Origin of the sequence: Micromonospora sp. URMC 107 (assembly GCF_051386315.1) — a bacterium.
Lineage (GTDB): Bacteria > Actinomycetota > Actinomycetes > Mycobacteriales > Micromonosporaceae > Micromonospora.
The window spans coordinates 50,313-68,359 of the sequence record NZ_JBPQTK010000019.1; the positions used below are offsets into that span (position 1 = coordinate 50,313).

At 73.0% G+C, this 18,047-nt stretch carries 16 protein-coding genes, 1 tRNA gene and 1 pseudogene; 8 read left to right on the forward strand and 10 right to left on the reverse strand.

Features of this window, described 5'->3' with window-relative positions; genetic code table 11:
- Positions 1-19: 19 nt before the first annotated feature.
- A complete protein-coding gene (locus ACSNN9_RS07125; protein WP_436671958.1) occupies positions 20-1,618 on the reverse strand; it encodes a ricin-type beta-trefoil lectin domain protein in 1,599 nt (532 codons plus the stop codon).
- Positions 1,619-1,830: 212 nt separating this feature from the next.
- Positions 1,831-4,056, reverse strand: coding sequence for a hypothetical protein (locus tag ACSNN9_RS07130; protein WP_436671959.1), 2,226 nt, complete (start codon positions 4,054-4,056; stop codon positions 1,831-1,833).
- A 121-nt stretch (positions 4,057-4,177) separates the two neighbouring features.
- Here ACSNN9_RS07130 and ACSNN9_RS07135 point away from each other — a divergent pair, with 121 nt between their 5' ends.
- Entirely contained in the window at positions 4,178-4,882 is a 705-nt protein-coding gene (locus ACSNN9_RS07135; RefSeq protein WP_436671979.1) for a glycosyltransferase family 2 protein, read from the forward strand.
- Between the two features lie 65 nt (positions 4,883-4,947).
- Here ACSNN9_RS07135 and ACSNN9_RS07140 read toward each other — a convergent pair whose 3' ends face one another.
- Positions 4,948-5,850 carry a transketolase family protein gene (locus ACSNN9_RS07140; protein ID WP_436671960.1) on the reverse strand — a complete coding sequence of 301 codons (903 nt, stop codon included), beginning with the start codon at positions 5,848-5,850 and terminating at the stop codon, positions 4,948-4,950.
- A 2-nt stretch (positions 5,851-5,852) separates the two neighbouring features.
- Positions 5,853-6,590, reverse strand: a complete 738-nt coding sequence (locus ACSNN9_RS07145) for a transketolase (protein WP_436671961.1) — start codon at positions 6,588-6,590, stop codon at positions 5,853-5,855.
- A gap of 46 nt (positions 6,591-6,636) precedes the next feature.
- Between ACSNN9_RS07145 and soxR the strand changes: the two genes are divergently transcribed.
- Complete coding sequence (gene soxR / locus ACSNN9_RS07150) at positions 6,637-7,101, forward strand: redox-sensitive transcriptional activator SoxR (protein ID WP_436671963.1); 465 nt, start codon at positions 6,637-6,639, stop codon at positions 7,099-7,101.
- 49 nt (positions 7,102-7,150) lie between these two features.
- Here soxR and ACSNN9_RS07155 read toward each other — a convergent pair whose 3' ends face one another.
- Together ACSNN9_RS07155 and ACSNN9_RS07160 are read right to left on the reverse strand one after the other, a co-directional pair.
- Entirely contained in the window at positions 7,151-8,128 is a 978-nt protein-coding gene (locus ACSNN9_RS07155; protein ID WP_436671964.1) for an NAD(P)H-quinone oxidoreductase, read from the reverse strand.
- A gap of 9 nt (positions 8,129-8,137) precedes the next feature.
- Complete coding sequence (locus ACSNN9_RS07160) at positions 8,138-8,677, reverse strand: AAA family ATPase (RefSeq protein WP_436671965.1); 540 nt, start codon at positions 8,675-8,677, stop codon at positions 8,138-8,140.
- Between the two features lie 97 nt (positions 8,678-8,774).
- On the opposite strand from ACSNN9_RS07160, the gene ACSNN9_RS07165 reads away from it, so the two are divergent.
- A tRNA-Ser gene (locus tag ACSNN9_RS07165) sits at positions 8,775-8,863 on the forward strand.
- A 67-nt stretch (positions 8,864-8,930) separates the two neighbouring features.
- On the opposite strand, the pseudogene ACSNN9_RS07170 reads toward ACSNN9_RS07165, so the two are convergent.
- Positions 8,931-9,671: pseudogene (locus ACSNN9_RS07170) on the reverse strand (class I SAM-dependent methyltransferase); the annotation flags it as partial.
- 239 nt (positions 9,672-9,910) lie between these two features.
- Here ACSNN9_RS07170 and ACSNN9_RS07175 point away from each other — a divergent pair.
- Complete coding sequence (locus ACSNN9_RS07175) at positions 9,911-10,423, forward strand: hypothetical protein (RefSeq protein ID WP_436671967.1); 513 nt, start codon at positions 9,911-9,913, stop codon at positions 10,421-10,423.
- Between the two features lie 327 nt (positions 10,424-10,750).
- Here ACSNN9_RS07175 and ACSNN9_RS07180 read toward each other — a convergent pair whose 3' ends face one another.
- Complete coding sequence (locus ACSNN9_RS07180) at positions 10,751-11,041, reverse strand: hypothetical protein (RefSeq protein ID WP_436671969.1); 291 nt, start codon at positions 11,039-11,041, stop codon at positions 10,751-10,753.
- Between the two features lie 220 nt (positions 11,042-11,261).
- Here ACSNN9_RS07180 and ACSNN9_RS07185 point away from each other — a divergent pair, with 220 nt between their 5' ends.
- Both ACSNN9_RS07185 and ACSNN9_RS07190 read left to right on the forward strand, forming a co-directional pair.
- Positions 11,262-11,765, forward strand: a complete 504-nt coding sequence (locus ACSNN9_RS07185) for a hypothetical protein (protein ID WP_436671971.1) — start codon at positions 11,262-11,264, stop codon at positions 11,763-11,765.
- Positions 11,766-11,926: 161 nt separating this feature from the next.
- A complete protein-coding gene (locus ACSNN9_RS07190; protein WP_436671972.1) occupies positions 11,927-12,460 on the forward strand; it encodes a YbhB/YbcL family Raf kinase inhibitor-like protein in 534 nt (177 codons plus the stop codon).
- A gap of 115 nt (positions 12,461-12,575) precedes the next feature.
- Here ACSNN9_RS07190 and ACSNN9_RS07195 read toward each other — a convergent pair whose 3' ends face one another.
- Positions 12,576-13,286: a class I SAM-dependent methyltransferase gene (locus tag ACSNN9_RS07195; RefSeq protein WP_358086546.1), complete on the reverse strand. Its 711-nt coding sequence runs from the start codon at positions 13,284-13,286 to the stop codon at positions 12,576-12,578.
- Between the two features lie 212 nt (positions 13,287-13,498).
- Here ACSNN9_RS07195 and ACSNN9_RS07200 point away from each other — a divergent pair, with 212 nt between their 5' ends.
- Complete coding sequence (locus ACSNN9_RS07200) at positions 13,499-15,319, forward strand: hypothetical protein (RefSeq protein ID WP_436671974.1); 1,821 nt, start codon at positions 13,499-13,501, stop codon at positions 15,317-15,319.
- Between the two features lie 27 nt (positions 15,320-15,346).
- Here the strand turns inward: ACSNN9_RS07200 and ACSNN9_RS07205 are convergent, their stop codons facing one another.
- Positions 15,347-16,069, reverse strand: coding sequence for an IucA/IucC family C-terminal-domain containing protein (locus ACSNN9_RS07205; RefSeq protein WP_436671981.1), 723 nt, complete (start codon positions 16,067-16,069; stop codon positions 15,347-15,349).
- A 355-nt stretch (positions 16,070-16,424) separates the two neighbouring features.
- Here ACSNN9_RS07205 and ACSNN9_RS07210 point away from each other — a divergent pair, with 355 nt between their 5' ends.
- Complete coding sequence (locus tag ACSNN9_RS07210; protein ID WP_436671983.1) at positions 16,425-17,942, forward strand: peptide deformylase; 1,518 nt, start codon at positions 16,425-16,427, stop codon at positions 17,940-17,942.
- Positions 17,943-18,047 lie beyond the last annotated feature (105 nt).

Genomic DNA, 18,047 nt, shown 5'->3' on the forward strand with positions numbered 1-18,047 from the left:
CCGGCCGGCGCGGGCGGTCTCAGTAGACGCGGGAGCCGATGAAGTCGTCGTGCCCGTAGCCCACCGGGTTGGCGAAGTTGCGGGACTCGAAGGACCACTGCTGGCGGGTGCTGGTGGAGCAGGTGGCCAGCCGCAGTCGGGGGGTGCCCAGCAACGGGTTGTCGAACGCCACGCAGAGGTTGCCGTTGCCGGCCGTCCTGAGCTGGTTGCCGGCGAGGACGAACTTCTGGTTGGCGCCGCCGTGGCAGTCGTGGACGTTCACGGCCGTGCCGGCGCTCAGCGACCCGCCCGAGACGTCCAGGCAGCGGTCGTGGGAGAGCTCCGAGTGCAGCGACTGGCGGGTCGGGTCGTACCAGAAGCCCTGGTTGCGCCCGCCGTGACAGCCGTACGACTGCTGGGGTGTGCCGTTGCGCGAGTCGTAGCCCTTGCCGTCGACGCAGGTGCCGGTGGCGGCGTTGCGCAGCTGCCGGAACTCGAAGAGCCCGTCGTAGAGCACGCCGTTGCCGGTGCTGGCCGGGTCCACACAGGTCGCCCGCTCCCGCCCGGAGTTGAAGAACTGGGTGACGCACTGGGCGAACATGCCGTGCCCCCGGTTGTTCGGGTGGAACGACTGCCGCGCCGCGTTCTCGTCCCAGATGCCGAGCTCGATGTGCAGCCCGCGCACCGACGTGTTGTCCGTGCACACCTCGTGGCCGTGGAAGAGCCGGCTGGCGTCCAGGTAGCGGGTGCCCGTGTTGGTCGCCGCCGCCCGCAGCGCCGACTCGAACATCGGCACCGCCTTGTTCCGGGCGAACGCGGCGTCGGCCAGGTAGAGCAGGCAGCCGCCGGCGTACCAGCCGGGGAAGTCCGGGTTGTCCTCCACGTCCGGGCTGCCCGGGCTCGGGTACGACATGAGCACCAGCTCGTAGTCCGAGCGCAGGTAGCCGGCGCCGGTCATGGTCTGCCGGATGTCTTCGAGGGCGTCCTCGACCGCCTGCCGGCTGCCGTCGGTGCGGACGGTCCACTGGTCGGTGTAGGTGGGGTAGCAGGGGCCCTGGAGGAGGACCCGGCGGACGGTGCAGTCGGTGGCGACCGGGCCGAACTGGATCGTGCCGTCGCCGTTGGCGCCGACCACCACCCAGATCAGCTTGATGTGCGTGTTGCGCGCCTTGATGGCGAGGTGGTCGCCCTGGTTCAGCTCGTTGTGCTGGGTCGGCCCGCCCCGGATCAGGTTCCACGGGGTCGCCCCGGAGCAGGCGATGTTGTACTTCTCGTCGGCGGCGATGCCGGTGCGGAACACCGCCTGGTCGTACGAGCGGTCGCACCAGTTGCCGGGCTGGTGGGTGCCGGGGACGTAGTTGCCGACCCCCTCGCCCGAGATCTCGCTGTCGCCCATGGTGATCAGCGCGGTGCGGCGCTGCTCGATGGGGCGGACGGCGGGCGCGCCGTAGAGGGCGGTGGCCTCGGCGGCGCGGATCGTCTCCAGGTTGGCGGGGAGCGGCTGGATGGCCGGACGGTCGGCCGCGGTGGCGGGGGAGGCCGTTCCGGCGAGCATCGGCAGGACGAGAGCGGCGGCGGCGACGACGGTGAGCGCCCGTCGTCGGGTCGCGCGTTCGCGCCTGGCAGGGGAACCAAGCATCGACGCACTCCTTTCGGCTCGATCGCGGGACGTCGATCGAGTTACCAGAAGGTAGCGTCGGCCCCGAGGTATGTGAATGCGTCTCGGAATCGTTGCGCGCAGAGTGCAGAACCGGGCGATCCGGGTGAATCACGCGGCCTCACCGGAGCGATCGGCCGGGCTCCGGGCGGATCGGCGGCACCGCAGGGACCGCGCGGCGGCTTCCCGGCGGGTCAGCTGCCCGGCGGGAGGGCGTAGCCCACGTAGCCCCGGAACTGCACGAGCCAGCCCGCCGGTGCCAGCGCCGCGCACGCCGGCCGGCTGCCCGTGCAGACGACGGCGTCCACCGAGGCCGGATCGGCAGGCGGGCGCTCGGGCAGCACCGACTGGAGCGCCACCAGCTCCGGCGGGCGCCCGTCCGCGTCCCGCAGCAGCAGCCACCAGGGGTACTCCCAGTTGTCGTTCTGCTGCACCAGGCCGATCCGACGGGCGCCCGTCGCGCGTACCGCGTCGGCCGCCCAGCGGAACTCCTCCGCCCACTGGGGACGCCGCAGGAACCGGGTCTCCCACTCGGCGGTGGTGAAGACCGAGCCCGCCCCGACCAGCCGGCGCGGGAAGCCGTACGACACCGCCAGCACCCCGGCCAGCGCGCAGGTGGCCAGCACGCTCACCGCGAGCCCGGCCGCCACCGGCCGCCGTCCGCCCGCCCCGCCGGCCCGGCGCCGGAACAGCGCGTCCAGCCAGAGCCCCGCCAGCGGTACGGCCAGCGCCAGCGCGTAGAGCAGCAGGCGGTTGCCCCACGGCTGCCACTTGATCATGGCGGTGTGCAGCAGCACGGCCGCCACCACGACCACCGCGTACGCGCGCAGCGGCCCCGCCCGCGTCGGGCTGACCCGGCCGGGTCGGGCCAGCGCGGCCGCCGCCCCGATCACCGCCAGCGCCCCGGCCAGCGGAAAGGCCACCCGGTCCTCGTCCGGATACCAGGACGGCACCGGGAACCGCTCCCGGCCGAAGGTGGTGGCCCGGTCCTGCGGGTCCACCCCGATCAGCCCGGCACCGCCGATGATCGCCCCGGCACCGGCCCGGCGCAGCGGCGCGAGCGGCGTGTCGAACGCGGTGTGCGCGATCCGCAGCGCGTTGACCAGCAGCGACGGCGGGTCGTGCCGTTCCATCGGAATGGACTCGCGCAGCCGGGGCGGCCCGAGCGGATGCCCGAACTCGGCGGTCACCCGGGCCAGGAACGGCCCGACCACCACCACCGCGACCAGCAGGATCAGCGCCGACCCGGCGACCGTCCGGCGCACCTGCCGCCGCGGCCGGGAGTCACCGGTCCGGGGCGGGCCGGGGGTGTCGGGGTCCGGGCCGGCGCGGTCCGGCGCGGAGCCGGTCCGGGCCAGCCGGAGCTGGGCCAGCCCCCAGAGCAGCAGCAGCGGCCCGACCGCGGCCAGGCCGCTGGTCTTGGTCAGGGCGGTCAGCCCGGTGGCCGCCCCCAGCGCCAGCGCCGCCCCGAGCCCGGCGCGCCGGCGCAGCCCGTCCAGCGCCAGCGTGCCCGCGCAGGCCACCCAGGCGGCGCAGACCAGGTCCGTCTGGGTGCTGGTCGCCTGGAGCGCCACCATGGGGGTGGTGGCGAGCACGAACGCGGTCAGCAACTGGGCCCGCCGTCCCCCGCCGAGCTGCGCCGTGATCCGGGTGGCCGCCAGCAGCACGCCGAGGCCGGCCGCCCACTGCACCAGGTTGTGCAGCGCGTCCCCGCCGGTGAAGAGGCGCAGGTGCAGCAGCAGGTACTCGGCGCCGGGCGGGATGGTCACCTGCCGGTGGATGGCGGTGGGCCAGAAGTCCAGGCCGCCCTGGGCGACCCAGTGCTCCACCTTGGGCAGGTGGTAGGTCTGCGAGTCGAAGTTGTTCGGCTCGGCCAGCAGGGCGATGAGCAGCTCGACCAGCAGCAGTCCGCCGACCGTGCCGGCGAGCAGCCGCTCGCCCCGGCCCGCCGTACGCCAGGCGTCGGCCAGCCGGGTCGGCCAGCCGGCGGCGTGGGGGGACGCGCCGCGCCGCGCGGCGGCCACCGGCGCCGGCGGCGGAGCCGGGGGACCGGCGGCCGGGCCGGCCTTCGCGCCGACCAGCGCCGGCTCCGGCGCGGCGGCGACCTCGACCGCGCGGCGCGCGGCGACGATCCCGGCCGCGCGGCGCTCGGCGTCCCGGCGGCGTCGCCAGCCGAAGCCGGCGACCGCGCCGGCGAGGAACAGCAGCCAGGCCACGGCGAACGCCGGCGGGGTGAGCAGCCGCAGCGTGCCCAGCAGTTCCACCGTGAGTACCGCGTACGCGCCGGTGGCCAGAGCCGCCCGGACCAGCGCGAGGCGGAGCCCCGCCGTCGTCCCGGCCGCGACCGGGCGGAACGCGACCGCGAGCAGTCCGATCGCGGCGACCGGCGCCAGGGCGAACGGGTAGCCGACTGCCGACATGGCGGCAGTAAACACCATGAACCTGAGGCCGCCGCGCCCAATGCCCGCAGTGCTGAGCGACGCGTCGCTGGCAGCCAGGTTAGGCTAGGGCCGACATGCCGTCGCCACCGTGGAGATTCCCGTGAAGCTCTCGATCCTCATGCCGGTCTACAACGAGGAAGAACGCATCGCGGATGCCCTCAAGCAGGCATTGGCAGTCGACTATCCGTGCGAGATCGAGCTGGTCGTGGTCGACGACGGCAGCCGGGACGGCACCGGCGAGATCCTCGGCCGGGCCGACGACGCGCGCCTGCGGGTCATCACCCACCAGCGCAACGCCGGCAAGGGTGCCGCCATCAAGACGGCGGTCGACAACGCCGAGGGTGACTACATGGTCATTCTCGACGCCGACCTGGAGTACGACCCGCAGGACATCCCCAAGCTGCTCGACCCGGTGCTCGACGGGCGGGCCACGGTGGTCTACGGCAACCGCACCTTCGGTAGCCACAGCGCCTACAGCTTCTGGTACGTGATGGGCAACAAGGGCGTCACGATGGCCGCGAACGTCCTGTTCAACTCCTACATCGGTGACCTGGAGACCTGCTTCAAGCTGATGCCGGTCGCGCTCTACCGCTCGCTCGAGATCCGCTCGCGCGGCTTCGGCATGGAGGCCGAGGTGACCGGCAAGCTGCTGCGCCGGCGCATCCGTCCCTACGAGGTGCCGATCAGCTACCGCGCGCGGGGTCGCGAAGAGGGCAAGAAGATCACCTGGAAGGACGGCGTCGAGGCGATCTGGATCCTCGGCCGCGAGCGCACCCGCCGCCGGACCAGCGCCCCGACCCGCTGACCCCCTCCCGCGTCGCCCGCCGGCGCGGCCCCTCGCCGCCGGCGGGCGTCGACGTCCGGCCTGACTCAGCGGCCGGCCGGCACCAGCGCCGGGTCCAGGAACCCGGCGACCGAGCGGCGCAGCCCGGCGGCGTCCAGCCCGTGCCAGCGGGTGTGGTCCTCGGCCGAGCCGTAGCGGCGCAGCTCCTCGCGTCCCACACCGAGGGCCAGCAGCCGGTGCGGCCGGTCGGCCAGGGCCGCCGACACCACCCGGGCCGACGTGCCGGCCAGGTAGGGCTCCACCAGGATCACCGCGTCGCCGGCCAGCGCCCCTAGGCCCGCCGCGTCGAACGGCCGCGGCCGGTGGGTGTAGGCCACCGTGACCCCCAGGCCGGCGACGGCCGCCAGCGCCGCGTCGAGCACCGGCCCGACCGCGACCAGCAGCGGCGCGCCCGGCCCCGCGTCCCGGACCACCCGCAGCGCCCCGTCGCCGCCGTACGGCCGGGCATTGTGCAGGGTTGACAGCCGCAGGTACGCCGAGCCGTCGGCGGCCACCGCGTCCCGCAGCAGCGCCGGTACCTCGTCGGGGTGGCCGGGAACGTGCACGGTCCAGCCGTGCAGGGAGTCGATCAGGGAGACGTCGGCCGGGGACAGGTGGGTCCGGCCGGCGGCCGCCCGGTCGTACGACGCGCCGATGCTGACCAGCACCGCGCTCGCGCCCTGGTGGTCCAGGTCGAGCTTGAGCTGCTCGTACGCCCGCTCGACGAGGAACGGGGCGTAGCTGTGCACGATCGGCCTGAGCCCGGTCAGGGCGAGCCCACCGGCCACGCCCACCATCAGCTGCTCCCGGATCCCGACGTTGAGCACCCGGTCCGGGTGCCGGTACGCGGCCGGGGCGAACGCGTCGGCGGAGATGTCGGCCAGCACCAGGGCCGTACGCGGATCCTCCGCCAGCAGCGCGGTGGTGGTGTCGACGAAACGGTTCCGCACGGTCACTCCCCCTGGTCGACGACCGCGACGACGACGTGCGGCCGGTGGTTGTCGTGCCCGGTCAGGGCGGTGTGCAGGGCCTCGTGGTCGTGCCCGTCGACGGTGGTGGCGGTCCAGCCGTTGACGGTGAACCGCGCCGCGGCGCCCCCCGGCCAGCCGTGCGTGGCGGAGCCGTTGTCGATCACGATCGCGGTCAGGCTGGCCAGTCCGGTCGCCCCCGCGTACGCGATCGCCTCGTGGTTGGAGCCCTCGTCCAGCTCGGCGTCGCCGAGCAGCACATGGACCCGGGGCGTCAGCAGGCCCTGGGCGCGCAGCCCGAGCGCGGTGCCCACGCCGAGCCCGAGCCCGTGGCCCAGCGAGCCGGAGCCGATCTCCACGCCGGGCACCAGCATCCGGTCGGGGTGGTCGCCGAGCCGGCTGTCGGGCCCGCCCTGGTCGTCCAGCCAGTCGGCGGGGACGAACCCCTTCGCGGCGAGCACGGCGTAGTAGCCGGCGACGGCGTGCCCCTTGGAGAGCAGGAACCGGTCCCGCCCGGGGTCGTCGACGGTCTCCGGGGTGATCCGGAGGACCCGGTCGTAGAGCACCCAGAGCACGTCGACGGTGGAGCGGACGTTCGGGCCGAACTCCCGGCCCGCGCGGATCCGCTCGTACAGCGGCGCGACGGGTCCTGGCAGCGGCGGGGCGCTCGGGTCGCGGGGTGGCGCGGCGACCGGGGCCGCGCTGGCGGTGGTCGTGGTCATGCCGCTAGCCTGCAAGTTAAAGTCCCCTTCAACTCAAGGCGACGTGATGCACGAGTCTCTGACCATCGGCCAGCTCTCCAGCCGCAGCGGCGTGGCGCCCTCGGCGTTGCGCTACTACGAGCGGCTCGGGCTGATCCGGGCAGAGCGGACGGGCGGCAACCAGCGCCGCTACGCCCGCACGGAGCTGCGCCGGGTGGCGTTCGTCCGGATCTCCCAGCAGGTCGGCATCTCGCTGGAGGAGATCCGGGAGGCGCTGGACTCCCTGCCTGCGTCCCGCACGCCCACCGCGGAGGACTGGGCGCGGCTCTCGGCCACCTGGCGGGAGCGGCTGAACGAGAAGATCCGGCTGATGACCAAGCTCCGCGACGACCTCGACGGCTGCATCGGCTGCGGCTGCCTGTCCCTGCAACGCTGCACGCTGAACAATCCCGGCGACTCGCTCGCCGGCGAGGGCCCGGGCGCCCGCCTCGTGCTCCCCCGCGCGGCGGAGGAGGCGACGCCGGCACCCTGACCAGGGCGCTCCCGTCGGGGGAGAGCGCCCGCCCACGGGCGGACCCGCCTCAGCCGGTGGTGAGCAGCACCTTGCCGACGTGGTCGCTCGACTCGACCAGGCGGTGCGCCCGCGCCGCCTCGGTCATCGGCACCCGCCGGTCCACGACCGGCCGGACCGCCCCCGACTCGACCAGCGGCCACACCTGTTCGCGGACGCCGCGGACGATCTCCGCCTTCTCGTCCAGCGGCCGGGACCGCAGCGCGGTGGCCGCGATCGTGCCCCGCTTGGCCAGCAGCGCCCCGAGATCCAGCTCGCCCTTGCGGCCGCCCTGCATGCCGATCACCACCAGCCGGCCGCCCGTGGCCAGCGCCGCCACGTTCCGGGGCAGGTAGGCGGCGCCCATGATGTCGAGGATGACGTCGGCGCCCCGACCGCCGGTGACCCGCCGGACCTCCTCGACGAAGTCCTGCTCCCGGTAGTCGATGGTGTGCGTCGCGCCCAGCTCACGCAGCCGCTCGTGCTTGCCGGACCGGGCGGTGACCACCACGGTGGCGCCGAGCGCGACCGCGAGCTGGACCGCGAAGGTGCCGATCCCGCTGCCGCCGCCGTGCAGCAACAGGGTGCCGCCCCTGCCGAGCCGGCCCACCTGCACGACGTTGGACCAGACCGTGCAGGCGACCTCGGGCAGCGCCGCCGCGTCGACCAGGTCGACGCCGGCCGGCACCGGCAGCAGCTGCCCGGCCGGCACCGCCACCCGCTCCGCGTAACCGCCGCCGGCCAGCAGCGCGCAGACCTCCCGGCCCACCTCCCAGCCGGCCACGTCGGGGCCGATCGCGCTGATCACCCCGGAGCACTCCAGCCCGGGGTACGCGGGCGCGCCCGGCGGCGGCGGATAGTGCCCCTGCCGTTGCAGCAGGTCGGCCCGGTTGACCGCGCTGGCCCGCACGTCGACGACCACCTCGCCCGGCCCGGGCTCGGGATCGGGCACCTCGCTCCAGACCAGTGCGTCGGGTCCGCCGGGCTCCGGGATCGTCATCGCGCGCATGTTCCGTGTCTACCCCACCCGTCCGTCGGTCCACGCCCGGGCCAGGATCTCGTCCACCGTCTGTGCCGGGGTCAGCGCGGAGGTGTCCAGCCAGAGCCCGATCCGGGGCGTCTCCGCCCGGAAGTCCGCGTCCAGCGCGGCGACCGGCCAGTCCCCGTACCCCTTCTTCTCCCGCGCGTCCTCGCGGGCGGCGACGACCTCGGGGCTCGGCGCGAGCACCACGACCGCCAGCGGCCGGTGCCGGATCCGGTCGACCATCGCCGGCAGGTCCGCGCCGAGGATCACGTCCTGCACCACCACGGTGAAGCCGGCGGCGGCGTACCGGTCCGCCGCCGACGCGGCGAGGTCGTAGCGCAGCCGCAGCTGCCGCCACGCCTCCGCCGACGGCTCGGCGGTCATCTCCTCCCGGCCGCTGACCACCATCCGCCGGAACACGTCGCCGCGCAGGTGCACCGCGCGGGGCAGCCGACGGGCCAGCGCTTCGGCCACAGTGGACTTTCCGGCGGCCATGATTCCGCTGATCAGCACCACCGACGAGAGTTCCCACACGCCGCCGATCATGCCAGCGCGGGTGCGGTGCCCGCTCGCCCGGCGCGGGTCCGTGGCAGACTAGGCACGGTCGCGCACCTCACGGGGGCGTGGCCCGGGAGGGTTCGCCTAGTGGCCGATGGCGCTGGTCTTGAAAACCGGTAAGGGCAGCGATGTCCTTCGTGGGTTCGAATCCCACACCCTCCGCCGACGAACAGCAAACCGCCCTCCGACCAGCGCGAACGCCGGACGGAGGGCGGGTCGGTGTGGCGGGTCAGGCGATGAGCAGGCGAAGGCCGAGCTCCGCCGCCTCCAGGCCGACGAGGTCCCGGTTGCGCTCCGCCCACCTACCTGAGGCGAGGTCGTCGCGGAGGCTGTGCACCGCCCGCTGCTCGGCGTCCGGCCCGACTCTGGCCCAGACCGACACCCCGCGACGGACGTCCTCGTCCAGGTACGCCTCCGGCCGGCGCCAGTGGGCCTCGAAGAAGCCGTCGACGCAGTCCCACGGGATGGGCACCGGCTCCACGCGGGCTCCGATCGCGCCGGCCAGCTCGCTCAGCGAAGGCCGGCCGACAACGAGGTCCGCGGCCTCGGGAAGGTAGTCGCGGGTGAGCCAGAAGCGTCGAAGCCATCCGGCGTCGCTGGTGTCGTGCGTGAACACCACCACCCGGCGAGCGACGCGTCGCATCTCGCGCAGGCCCGCGATCGGGTCCGGCCAGTGATGGATGCTGGCAAAGGCCATCGCCGCGTCGAAGGACCGGTCCGCGAACGGAAGGCTCTCCGCGGTGGCGGCCACGCAGCGCGCCGCGCCCGCGGGGCGCTGCGCACGCATGAGCGCCGACGGTTCCACCGCGGTGACCTCACGGTCGGCGGGCTCGTAGGAGCCGGTGCCAGCCCCGACATTCAACACCGTCCGCGCGTCGCCGAGCGCAGCCCAGACCCTTGCGGCGATCCGCGGTTCGGTGCGCCGCGTCACGGTGTAAGTGGCTCCGATGGTGTCGTACAACTGCGTACCGGACATGTCGCCGCCTCCCTGGCTGTCACCAGCCCCACGCCCGCGCACGGGGCCTGGCGTCGCTGCCCTGGAGAGTAGGTCACGTCTTCATTCGCGGCCTGTGCCAGGGAACGTGTCGCACGGCGACTCCCCAGGTCCCGTTGCAATGACACGCATTGACGGTGCTCGACATGATCGTCCGGATGCTGAATACTGCTCGGGTAGTAGGGGCAGCTCATGCCATCACGGGAGGACTACTCATGAAGCGATTTGCGTCAGCGCTGATCGTCGCCGCGGCACTCGTGGTCGCGGCCACCGGCGTCCCCGCCACAGCATCCGCAGCCAGCAGACCCGCATCCGTCATCGCCGAATCGGTCGGGACGGCCGCTCCTCCAAGCCGCGACGCGGGCGGCATTCTCGTCACCGCGCCTCCGGCGCCCAGCGACATGGGCGTCGCCGCGACTCCCACGATCTCGCCATCCGTCAGCACTCTGGGTGTGGCGCCGGGGGACACCTACACCTGTCCCTATGGCTATTTCTGTGCGCAGGTCTGGGCCGGCTTCGTCTGGAAGGTCTTCTTCCTCTACGACTGCCAGATCTACGATCTGTACAACTGGACGGGTACGGGCTACTGGCGGAACAACCAGACCAGCAGCGCTCCTAACCCGTACCTCCTCGGCTCCTCAGGCATTCCGGTCCGGGTCCTCGCGACGAGCCCGTCCTCGGGTTCCGCCGACTGGGATCCGGTCTACTCCATCTCGCCCTGCTACTGATTCTGACCAGGCGGCGTGGGCTCGGTCAGGGGCGACGAGGCCGATTCGCGCCTGCCGATAGTGGCGTGGGCGGCAATCGAGCGAGCCCTCCTGGCTGGTGAAGCCCTCTAGGTGGCAGATATGTCCCCTGGCCAGCGCGAATGCCGGCCAGGGGGCGTGTCTGCGGGTGACGAGCCCGGCACGCTCGGGTTTTCGTCTACGTGGCGGCGTCCCCGGCTCTTTCGACTCATCGAGGCCCAACGCTTCCCATGGATCCGTTTTCCGGCCACTTGGCCGGAGCACCTACTGCGCTTCCCTGCGCAGGTACCACAATCCGGCCCGCAGCCGTTAAGCCCGAGTTGCCTCATCCGGTCGAGGCGTCCAGTCACGATGGGGCAGGAAAGCCACGCGCCACGCCACTACCGCGAAGATGTAGAGGCCCGCCGGGGGAAGAAACCACCACAGCGCGTCGCGACGGCGGTAGGAGCCGTGCGGTGCAAGCCAGGCCGTGGCCGCCATCGGTACAGCGATCCGGCCGAAATCCGCGAGCGGGCCACTTCCCACCGTCCCCTCGATCAGTGCACGGATGCTGACGGACGACACCACCACTCCACCCACCAGCAGCGCGGCGATCAACATGCGTGGCGCTCGTCTGAGTGGTGGGCGTGAATTGGGCGGATCCTCGGGCATGGTCCGAAGGCTAGGAGCCAACGGCAACCGTCGAAGCACGGGCGGCGGTGACCGGCAAAGGGCCGAGATGTGGTGTGGATTCTGGGCACGTCCTCATCCGACATCGGTGCTGCGGGCGAAGTGATCTGATGCCCTACAGTCGACTGCACTTGTCGACGGGAGGACTCTCATGGACGAGACCGGGACGATGTTCCGCACGTCCGCCCGCCTCATGTTCGTGTTCATGCTGCTGATCGGCTTGCTGGCCTGGGCCCTCGTGCAAGCCGTGCTGTCGCTCGCCAATGGGCGGGCGCCGGCCGACCTGACGAGCCTCGCCGCGTCGGGCGTCCTCTACGCCGTCCTCTTGAGTGCTTTCTCGATCGTTCTCCACCGAAGGAACTGGTCATCGGTCGACGTCACCGGTCCGGCGCTGAGGCTCGTCGAGCGGGGAAGGACGGCCGTCCTCCCGTGGGAGGCTGTCCAGTCGGCGACGGTCCGCCGTCCTGGCCCGTTCGCCGTCCTCCAGGTCACCCTGCTCCCCGCAGCGGTCGTGCCGTCCGCCACGACGCTTCGTCCACGGCTTCGTGCCGGTCAGCCCGTCTACACCGTCAGCGTCGGCCTGCTCCGGCCCTCGACTGGCGTCCTGCGTACCGAACTTGCCCGCCACCTGCCACAGGCACCCTCCCGATCCTGAACTGCGCTGAACGACGCCTCGTGGCAGCCGCTCAGGTGGCCGCCGACCGGGTCGTCGAAGGCCCCGGCCGGAACGGGACAGCCGGCGCTTCCGGTTCGATCGCGGGCGTCGACGGGGTAAGAAGGGGCGGAGGACAACCGCTCACCGGAAGGACCGACCCGATGACCCTGGAACGACCGATCGCCCCGGACCCGTACGAGCTGCTGCCGACCGTTCCGTCGTTCACCCTGACCAGCGAGGACGTGCAGAACGGCGAGCCGATGGACGCCGCGTACGCCCACGGCAGCGTCGGGGGCGGCAACGTCTCGCCGCAGCTCGCCTGGTCCGGCTTCCCGGCCGAGACCAAGGGTTTCGTGGTGACCTGCTTCGACCCGGACGCGCCGACGGGCAGCGGGTTCTGGCACTGGGTGCTGGTCAACGTGCCGGCCGGCGTGACGCGGCTGCCGCGCGGCGCGGCCGGGGACGATCTCGGCGGCGCCTTCACGGTCCGCAACGACTACGGCGACCAGGGCTACGGCGGCGCCGCCCCACCGGCCGGCGACCGGCCGCACCGCTACGTCTTCGCGGTGCACGCCCTGGACGTGGAGGGCCTCGAGGTGACGCCCGACGCCACCCCGGCCTACGTCGGCTTCAACCTGGCCTTCCACACCCTGGCCCGTGCCGTGATCCGCCCGACCTACCAGGTCAAGGAGTAACTCGGCATCCGTCCGGCATCTCCGCGATCTTGCACTTGTCGCCCCGGCGGGAGCGGCGACCGCCGCAGCACGGGGGCCGGGAGTGCAAGATCGCGGATGGGACGGGCCGAAAGGGTCAGGAGGGGACGCGGGCCACCGCGAAGACCGACTGGCCGAACGGGGGGAGGACGCGCTGTTCCGCCGCCTTGGTGGCGGGGAGCACGAGGGTGTCGTAGACCTTGACCATCGGGCCCTCCTTCGGCATCAGCCGGAAGACCTTGGTCGCCATGAAGTAGCCGATCAGGCCGAGCGCGTTAGCGTAGTGGATCTTCTCCACCGTCAGGCCCGCGTCGGTCATCGCGGCGCCCAGGGTCTTCTTCGTGTAGCGGCGTACGTGGCCGGTGGCGATGTCCGCCGGGCTCATCGCGAACTGGAACGCCGGCACGATGATGATGACGTTGCCGCCCGGCCGGACCAGGTCGCGCATGCTGCGCAGCGCGCCCACGTGGTCCTCGATGTGCTCCAGCACGTTGTACGACACGGCGGCGCTGTAGTCGCCCCGGTCGGAGTGCGGCAGCAGCATCTGCCGGACCTCGATGCGGGGCTGGTCGGCCAGCCGCTCCTTCAGCGAGACGAGCCGGTCCGGGTCGGCCTCGGTGGCGGTGAAGCGGGGCAGGTGCTCCGCCCACTCCAGCGCGTAGTCGCCCAGCCCGCTGCCGATCTCGATCGGGTCGTCACCGAGGTACGGCAGGGCCAGCTCGACGAACCAGCGACGGTGGTTCACCGCCGTCGCGAGGCCCTCCAGGACCTCGGACTGCACACGCTGATCCCCAGTGATTTCTGCCATGCGTCGATTCCTCACGATATGAACTCGACCCGCGCCTGGACCGACAGAGTGAATCATCCGCACTGGCGGCAGAAGAATCGGGGCACCCGTGGTGGCCGAAATGCGGTCGGGGGTGGGCACGTGATCGGCGGTCGGCGAACCCGGCACATGGTACGCCAGTACCCCGAAACATGTCACGGCGGCGTCATAGCCTGACTACTCTACGAATCGTCATGACTACTCCTGAATCGGGCCTCCCCGCCGGCGAGTCAGGGCCCGGGGCGTCGGCGGGCGGGCCCGACCGGGGCGTACGGCCCTGGAAGGGGTGGTGGACGGACGTCGCCGCGGTGGCGAGCTTCGTCGTGCTGGGCTTCTGGGTGACCGCGCGGCTGTGGCTGCGCCCGTCGCACGGCATCCGCGACAACCGGACGGACCAGTCGCAGTTCGAGTGGATGATGGCGCACGGCGCGCGCGTGGTGACCGATTTTGTTGATCCATTCACGTCGGACCGGATGAACGTGCCCGAGACCGTCAATCTCATGGCAAATACGTCCGTATTATCCGTATCTCTGCCAATGACGCCCGTCACGCTCCTGCTCGGCACCCGCGCGTCGTTTCTGCTCTTTCTCACCCTGGGCATGATCGCCACGGCGACGGCCTGGTACCTGCTGCTGTCCCGGGTGGTGGTCGGCGCCCGCGGGCCCGCCTGGCTCGGCGCGGCGTTCTGCGCGTACGCCCCGGCGATGGTGTCGCACGCCAACGCGCACCCCAACATCGTCTCGCAGTACGTGGTGCCCCTGATCGTCTGGCGCACCCTGCGGCTCGCCGAGCCGGGGCGCTGGCTGCGCAACGGGTTGCTGCTCGCGCTGGTCATCGTCTGGCAGGCCTTCATCAACCTCGAGGTGCTGCTGATGACCGCCATCGGGCTGGGCTTGGTGGTCGGGGCGCTCGCCCTCGGCCGGCCCGAACTGCGCCGCCGGGTCCGGCCCTTTCTCGCGGGCCTGGCGGTGGCCGCCGCCGTGGCGCTGGTGGCGCTCGCCTACCCGCTCTACGTCCAGTTCTTCGGCCCGGGCGCCTACAACGGGCTGTCCTGGCTGATCCGGGGCTACTCGACGGACCTCGCGTCGTTCGTGGCGTACTCGCGGGAGTCCCTGGCCGGCGACGCCCGCAGCGCGCAGGGGCTGGCGAAGAACCCCACCGAGGAGAACGCCTTCTTCGGCTGGCCGCTGGTGGTGCTCGTCGTCGCCCTGGTCTGGTGGCTGCGCCGGCACGTCGTCGTACGCGGCCTCGCCGCCCTCGCGCTCCTCTTCGGGCTGCTCTCCCTCGGACGAGAGGTGCAGCTGGGCGGCAGGGGGACCGGGATACCCGGCCCGTGGGCGGCGTTGGAGGGCCTGCCCGTCCTGCACTCGGTGGTGCCGACCCGGTGGGCCCTGGCGATCACCCCGATCGTCGGGGTGCTGCTCGCCTACGGGGCGGACCACGTGCGCGCCCTGGCCGCGCGGCACCCGCGGGCGCGCCCGCAGATCCGCTTCGCCACCGCCACGGTGCTGGCCATGGCCCTGCTGCCGATCCTGCCGACCCCGCTGCCCACCACCCGGCTGGACCCCGTGCCCGCCTTCGTCACGTCGGGCGCCTGGCGGGCGTACGCGGACGGCGGGCGGAGCATCGTGACCCTGCCGCTGCCCGACACCCACTATGCCGACCCGCTGCGCTGGTCGGCGCGGACCGGCCTGGACATGCCCATCGCCCGCGGCTACTTCCTCGGCCCGGACACCCGCCCCGGCCGGGACCGGGTCGCCCTGTTCTCCGCGCCGCCCCGCCCCACCAGCGAGTTCTTCGCCGAGATCCGGCGGACCGGCGCGGTGCCGCCGATCACCCCGCAGGCGCGGGTCGACGCGGTCGGGGACCTGCGGTACTGGCGGGCGGGCGCGGTCGTCCTCGGGCCGCACCGGCAGGCCGACGCGCTGCGCCGGGGCATGACCGAGCTGACCGGCATCCGGCCCACGTACACGGGAGGGGTCTGGCTCTGGGACGTCCGCCCGCTCACCGACTGACGGCCGCGGCCCGCAGGCCGGGGTCGGTCAGGCCTGGCGGACGCAGCAGCCCTGGCAGATCTTGGGCTTGGGGAGGGTGAACGCGAGGCAGCAGGTGCGCCGCTGCACGGTCGGCTCGCCGTTCGGGCCCGGGACCAGCTCCACCAGGTCGGCGAGGTCGAGCGCGCCGAGCAGCGTCTCGATCGTCTCGACCGACGAGCCGGGCAGGCCGTCGGCGGCCCGGAGGATGCCGTGGGCGATGCCCGAGGCCACCGAACCGAGCAGGGTGCGCGCGCCGATCCGGACCTCGGCCTGGATCGCGGCGACCATCGGGGCCAGGTGGGCGTCGAGCAGCGAGGCCCGGAGCGCCTGGAGCAGTTCCGCCTCGTCCGCGACGACCCGCACCTCGGGCAGCCCGGCGAGCGCCAGCGGGTCGCTCGGCAGCACCGCGACGGTGGTCGAGCGGCGCAGTCCCATGGTGAGCAGCGGTCGGTGGTCCTCGAAGTGGATCAGCACGTCGGCCGGGTCGAGCAGCGGCACCCGTCGGGCCGAGGCCCAACCGAGCGCCACGGGCAGCGCCGTCCAGTAGCTGTACGACTTCCAGGCCAGCGCGGCGCAGGCGTGCGGGGTGCCGCCCCAGCGCGAGCTGGCCGAGCGCAGGAACACCGGCAGGAGGGTGCCGTCGACCAGGGTGGTCGCCGGGCTCCAGCCGAACTCGTCGCGGACCAGCAGGCCGGGTGCGAGGCCGGGCACGTCGTCGGTGCCGAACATCGCGCGCAGGGCGGCGGTGACCGGCGCCAGCGGCGCGGCGGCGACGTCCCGCTCCGGCAGCACCGCTGTCACTGGACCCACCCCGCTCCGTCGTCGCCGTCGGCGGGCAACCCGCCCGTCGCTGAGCTAAGGCTAGCCTAACCACAGCTCGCGGGCTAAGGGAAGCCTCACCTGTGTCGGATCCGGAGGGGCCCGTCACTCCCCGCCTGCGGCGTACTACCCGGTCAGCCGGGTGGGAAACGGACGCTCAGTATCGACAGTCATCGCTTCCTGTCAAGATTCGTGTCGGCAAGGTGCCAGTTCCGTGTGTGCGTCGCCACAGAACGTGAAACTGATACTCCCGGCCACGAGGAAGCTGATGACCTCACCGCTCGATCGGGCTGCCGAATCCTTCGCCGCCGAGATCGCCCGGCACCGCACGGGGCGGGGGCTGTCCAAGAAACAGCTCGCCACCCTGATGGGATTCGACCCGTCGTACGTCAGCCACGTCGAGGGGCGGCGGCACCGCCCCACCGAGGACTTCGCGCGCCGCGCCGAGGCCGTGCTGGAGGCCGGCGGCGCGGTCTGGCAGCGCTTCAAGGAGTACGACGAGCTGCGCCACGCCCGCTCCGAGCGGGCACACCGGGACCCGCCCGTGCCCGGGCAGTGGATGCCGCCCGGCACCGGCCTGATCGTCGAGCGGGAACTCGCCACCCTCACCCACCTGGACGACGCCTACCGCTGCGTCATCCGGCGCGAGCTCTACAACGCCGGCACCGAGCCGGTCACCCGCTACCTGGTGCGGGTCGCCGTCGACCGCTACCCCAACGACCCGGGCCGCTCCAACCTGCACCACCGGGAACACCCGCTCACCTTCGCCGAGCTGCGGCTGCGGGCGTACCGGGAGGAGGGGGACGAGCGGGAGGCGATGCACTGGCGGGCCAAGCACGACCGGGACGCCTTCAAGGAGCTGTGGCTGCTCTTCGAGAACGCCGACCGGCGCTTCCCGCTCTACCCCGGAGACCGGGCCACCATCGAGTACGCGTACTGCGTCGGGCACGACAAGTGGGGCCCCTGGTTCCAGCGGGCGGTCCGGCTGCCCACCCGGCAGATGGCCGTACGCCTGGACCTTCCGGCGGCCCTCGACCCGCAGGTCTGGGGCGCGGAGACCTCGCTCTCGGCGGAGGAGGGCCCGCTGCGCACGCCCGTGACCAGGCACGAGGACGGCGACCGGGTGCTCTTCGACTGGGCGACCGAGGACCCCCCGCTCAACGCCCGGTACCGGTTGCAGTGGCGCTACCGCAGCCGGCCGGAGGCCGAGCCGGAGGAGGCCGGGCGGATCCGGCCCAGTGATCGGATGCGCGGCATCGGCATCGTGCAGCGCGGCGCCGACCTGCTCCGCCAGCCGGCGCGCCCGTTCGACCTGCCCCGCGAGGAACAGGCGGCCCGGGACGCGGCCGACCGCCTCGCGGCGACCCTGGTCCGCCTCGACGAGCTGCACCCGTTCCGCAAGGGGGTGGGCATCGCCGCCCCGCAGCTCGGCCTCAACCGGGCGGTGGCGGTGGTCCGGCCCCCCGACCGGTCGGCCGACCCCGTCGTGCTGCTCAACCCCCGCGTCGTCGACGCCTCCCCCGACAGCGACGAGCAGTACGAGGGATGCCTCTCCTTCTTCGACCACCGGGGTCTGGTGCCCCGCCCGCTCCGGCTCGACGTGGAGCACGCCCAGTACGACGGCAGCCGGATCATCACCTCGTTCGAGTTCGGCATGGCCCGGCTCGTCGCCCACGAGATCGACCACCTGGAGGGGCGGCTCTACGTCGACCGGATGGCGCCGGGGGTGCCGCTGGTCCCGGTCGAGGAGTACCGCGAGACCGGCCGTCCCTGGCGCTACTGACCTCGGCCCGCCGTGCCCGGCGGCACGACCACGTCCGCGCGGGTGGGAAGGACGGCCGGGCGGACGTGGTCGTGCGGGGCGGTGCCGGTCCGCCCGTCGGGGGAC

Coding starts and splice junctions, on each gene's coding strand:
- ACSNN9_RS07125 (WP_436671958.1), bottom strand. CDS start 1,618: ATGCTTGGTTCCCCTGCCAGGCGCGAACGCGCGACCCGACGACGGGCG.
- ACSNN9_RS07130 (WP_436671959.1), bottom strand. CDS start 4,056: ATGTCGGCAGTCGGCTACCCGTTCGCCCTGGCGCCGGTCGCCGCGATC.
- ACSNN9_RS07145 (WP_436671961.1), bottom strand. CDS start 6,590: ATGACCACGACCACCGCCAGCGCGGCCCCGGTCGCCGCGCCACCCCGC.
- soxR (WP_436671963.1), top strand. CDS start 6,637: ATGCACGAGTCTCTGACCATCGGCCAGCTCTCCAGCCGCAGCGGCGTG.
- ACSNN9_RS07155 (WP_436671964.1), bottom strand. CDS start 8,128: ATGCGCGCGATGACGATCCCGGAGCCCGGCGGACCCGACGCACTGGTC.
- ACSNN9_RS07175 (WP_436671967.1), top strand. CDS start 9,911: ATGAAGCGATTTGCGTCAGCGCTGATCGTCGCCGCGGCACTCGTGGTC.
- ACSNN9_RS07180 (WP_436671969.1), bottom strand. CDS start 11,041: ATGTTGATCGCCGCGCTGCTGGTGGGTGGAGTGGTGGTGTCGTCCGTC.
- ACSNN9_RS07185 (WP_436671971.1), top strand. CDS start 11,262: ATGGACGAGACCGGGACGATGTTCCGCACGTCCGCCCGCCTCATGTTC.
- ACSNN9_RS07190 (WP_436671972.1), top strand. CDS start 11,927: ATGACCCTGGAACGACCGATCGCCCCGGACCCGTACGAGCTGCTGCCG.
- ACSNN9_RS07195 (WP_358086546.1), bottom strand. CDS start 13,286: ATGGCAGAAATCACTGGGGATCAGCGTGTGCAGTCCGAGGTCCTGGAG.
- ACSNN9_RS07200 (WP_436671974.1), top strand. CDS start 13,499: ATGACTACTCCTGAATCGGGCCTCCCCGCCGGCGAGTCAGGGCCCGGG.
- ACSNN9_RS07205 (WP_436671981.1), bottom strand. CDS start 16,069: ATGTTCGGCACCGACGACGTGCCCGGCCTCGCACCCGGCCTGCTGGTC.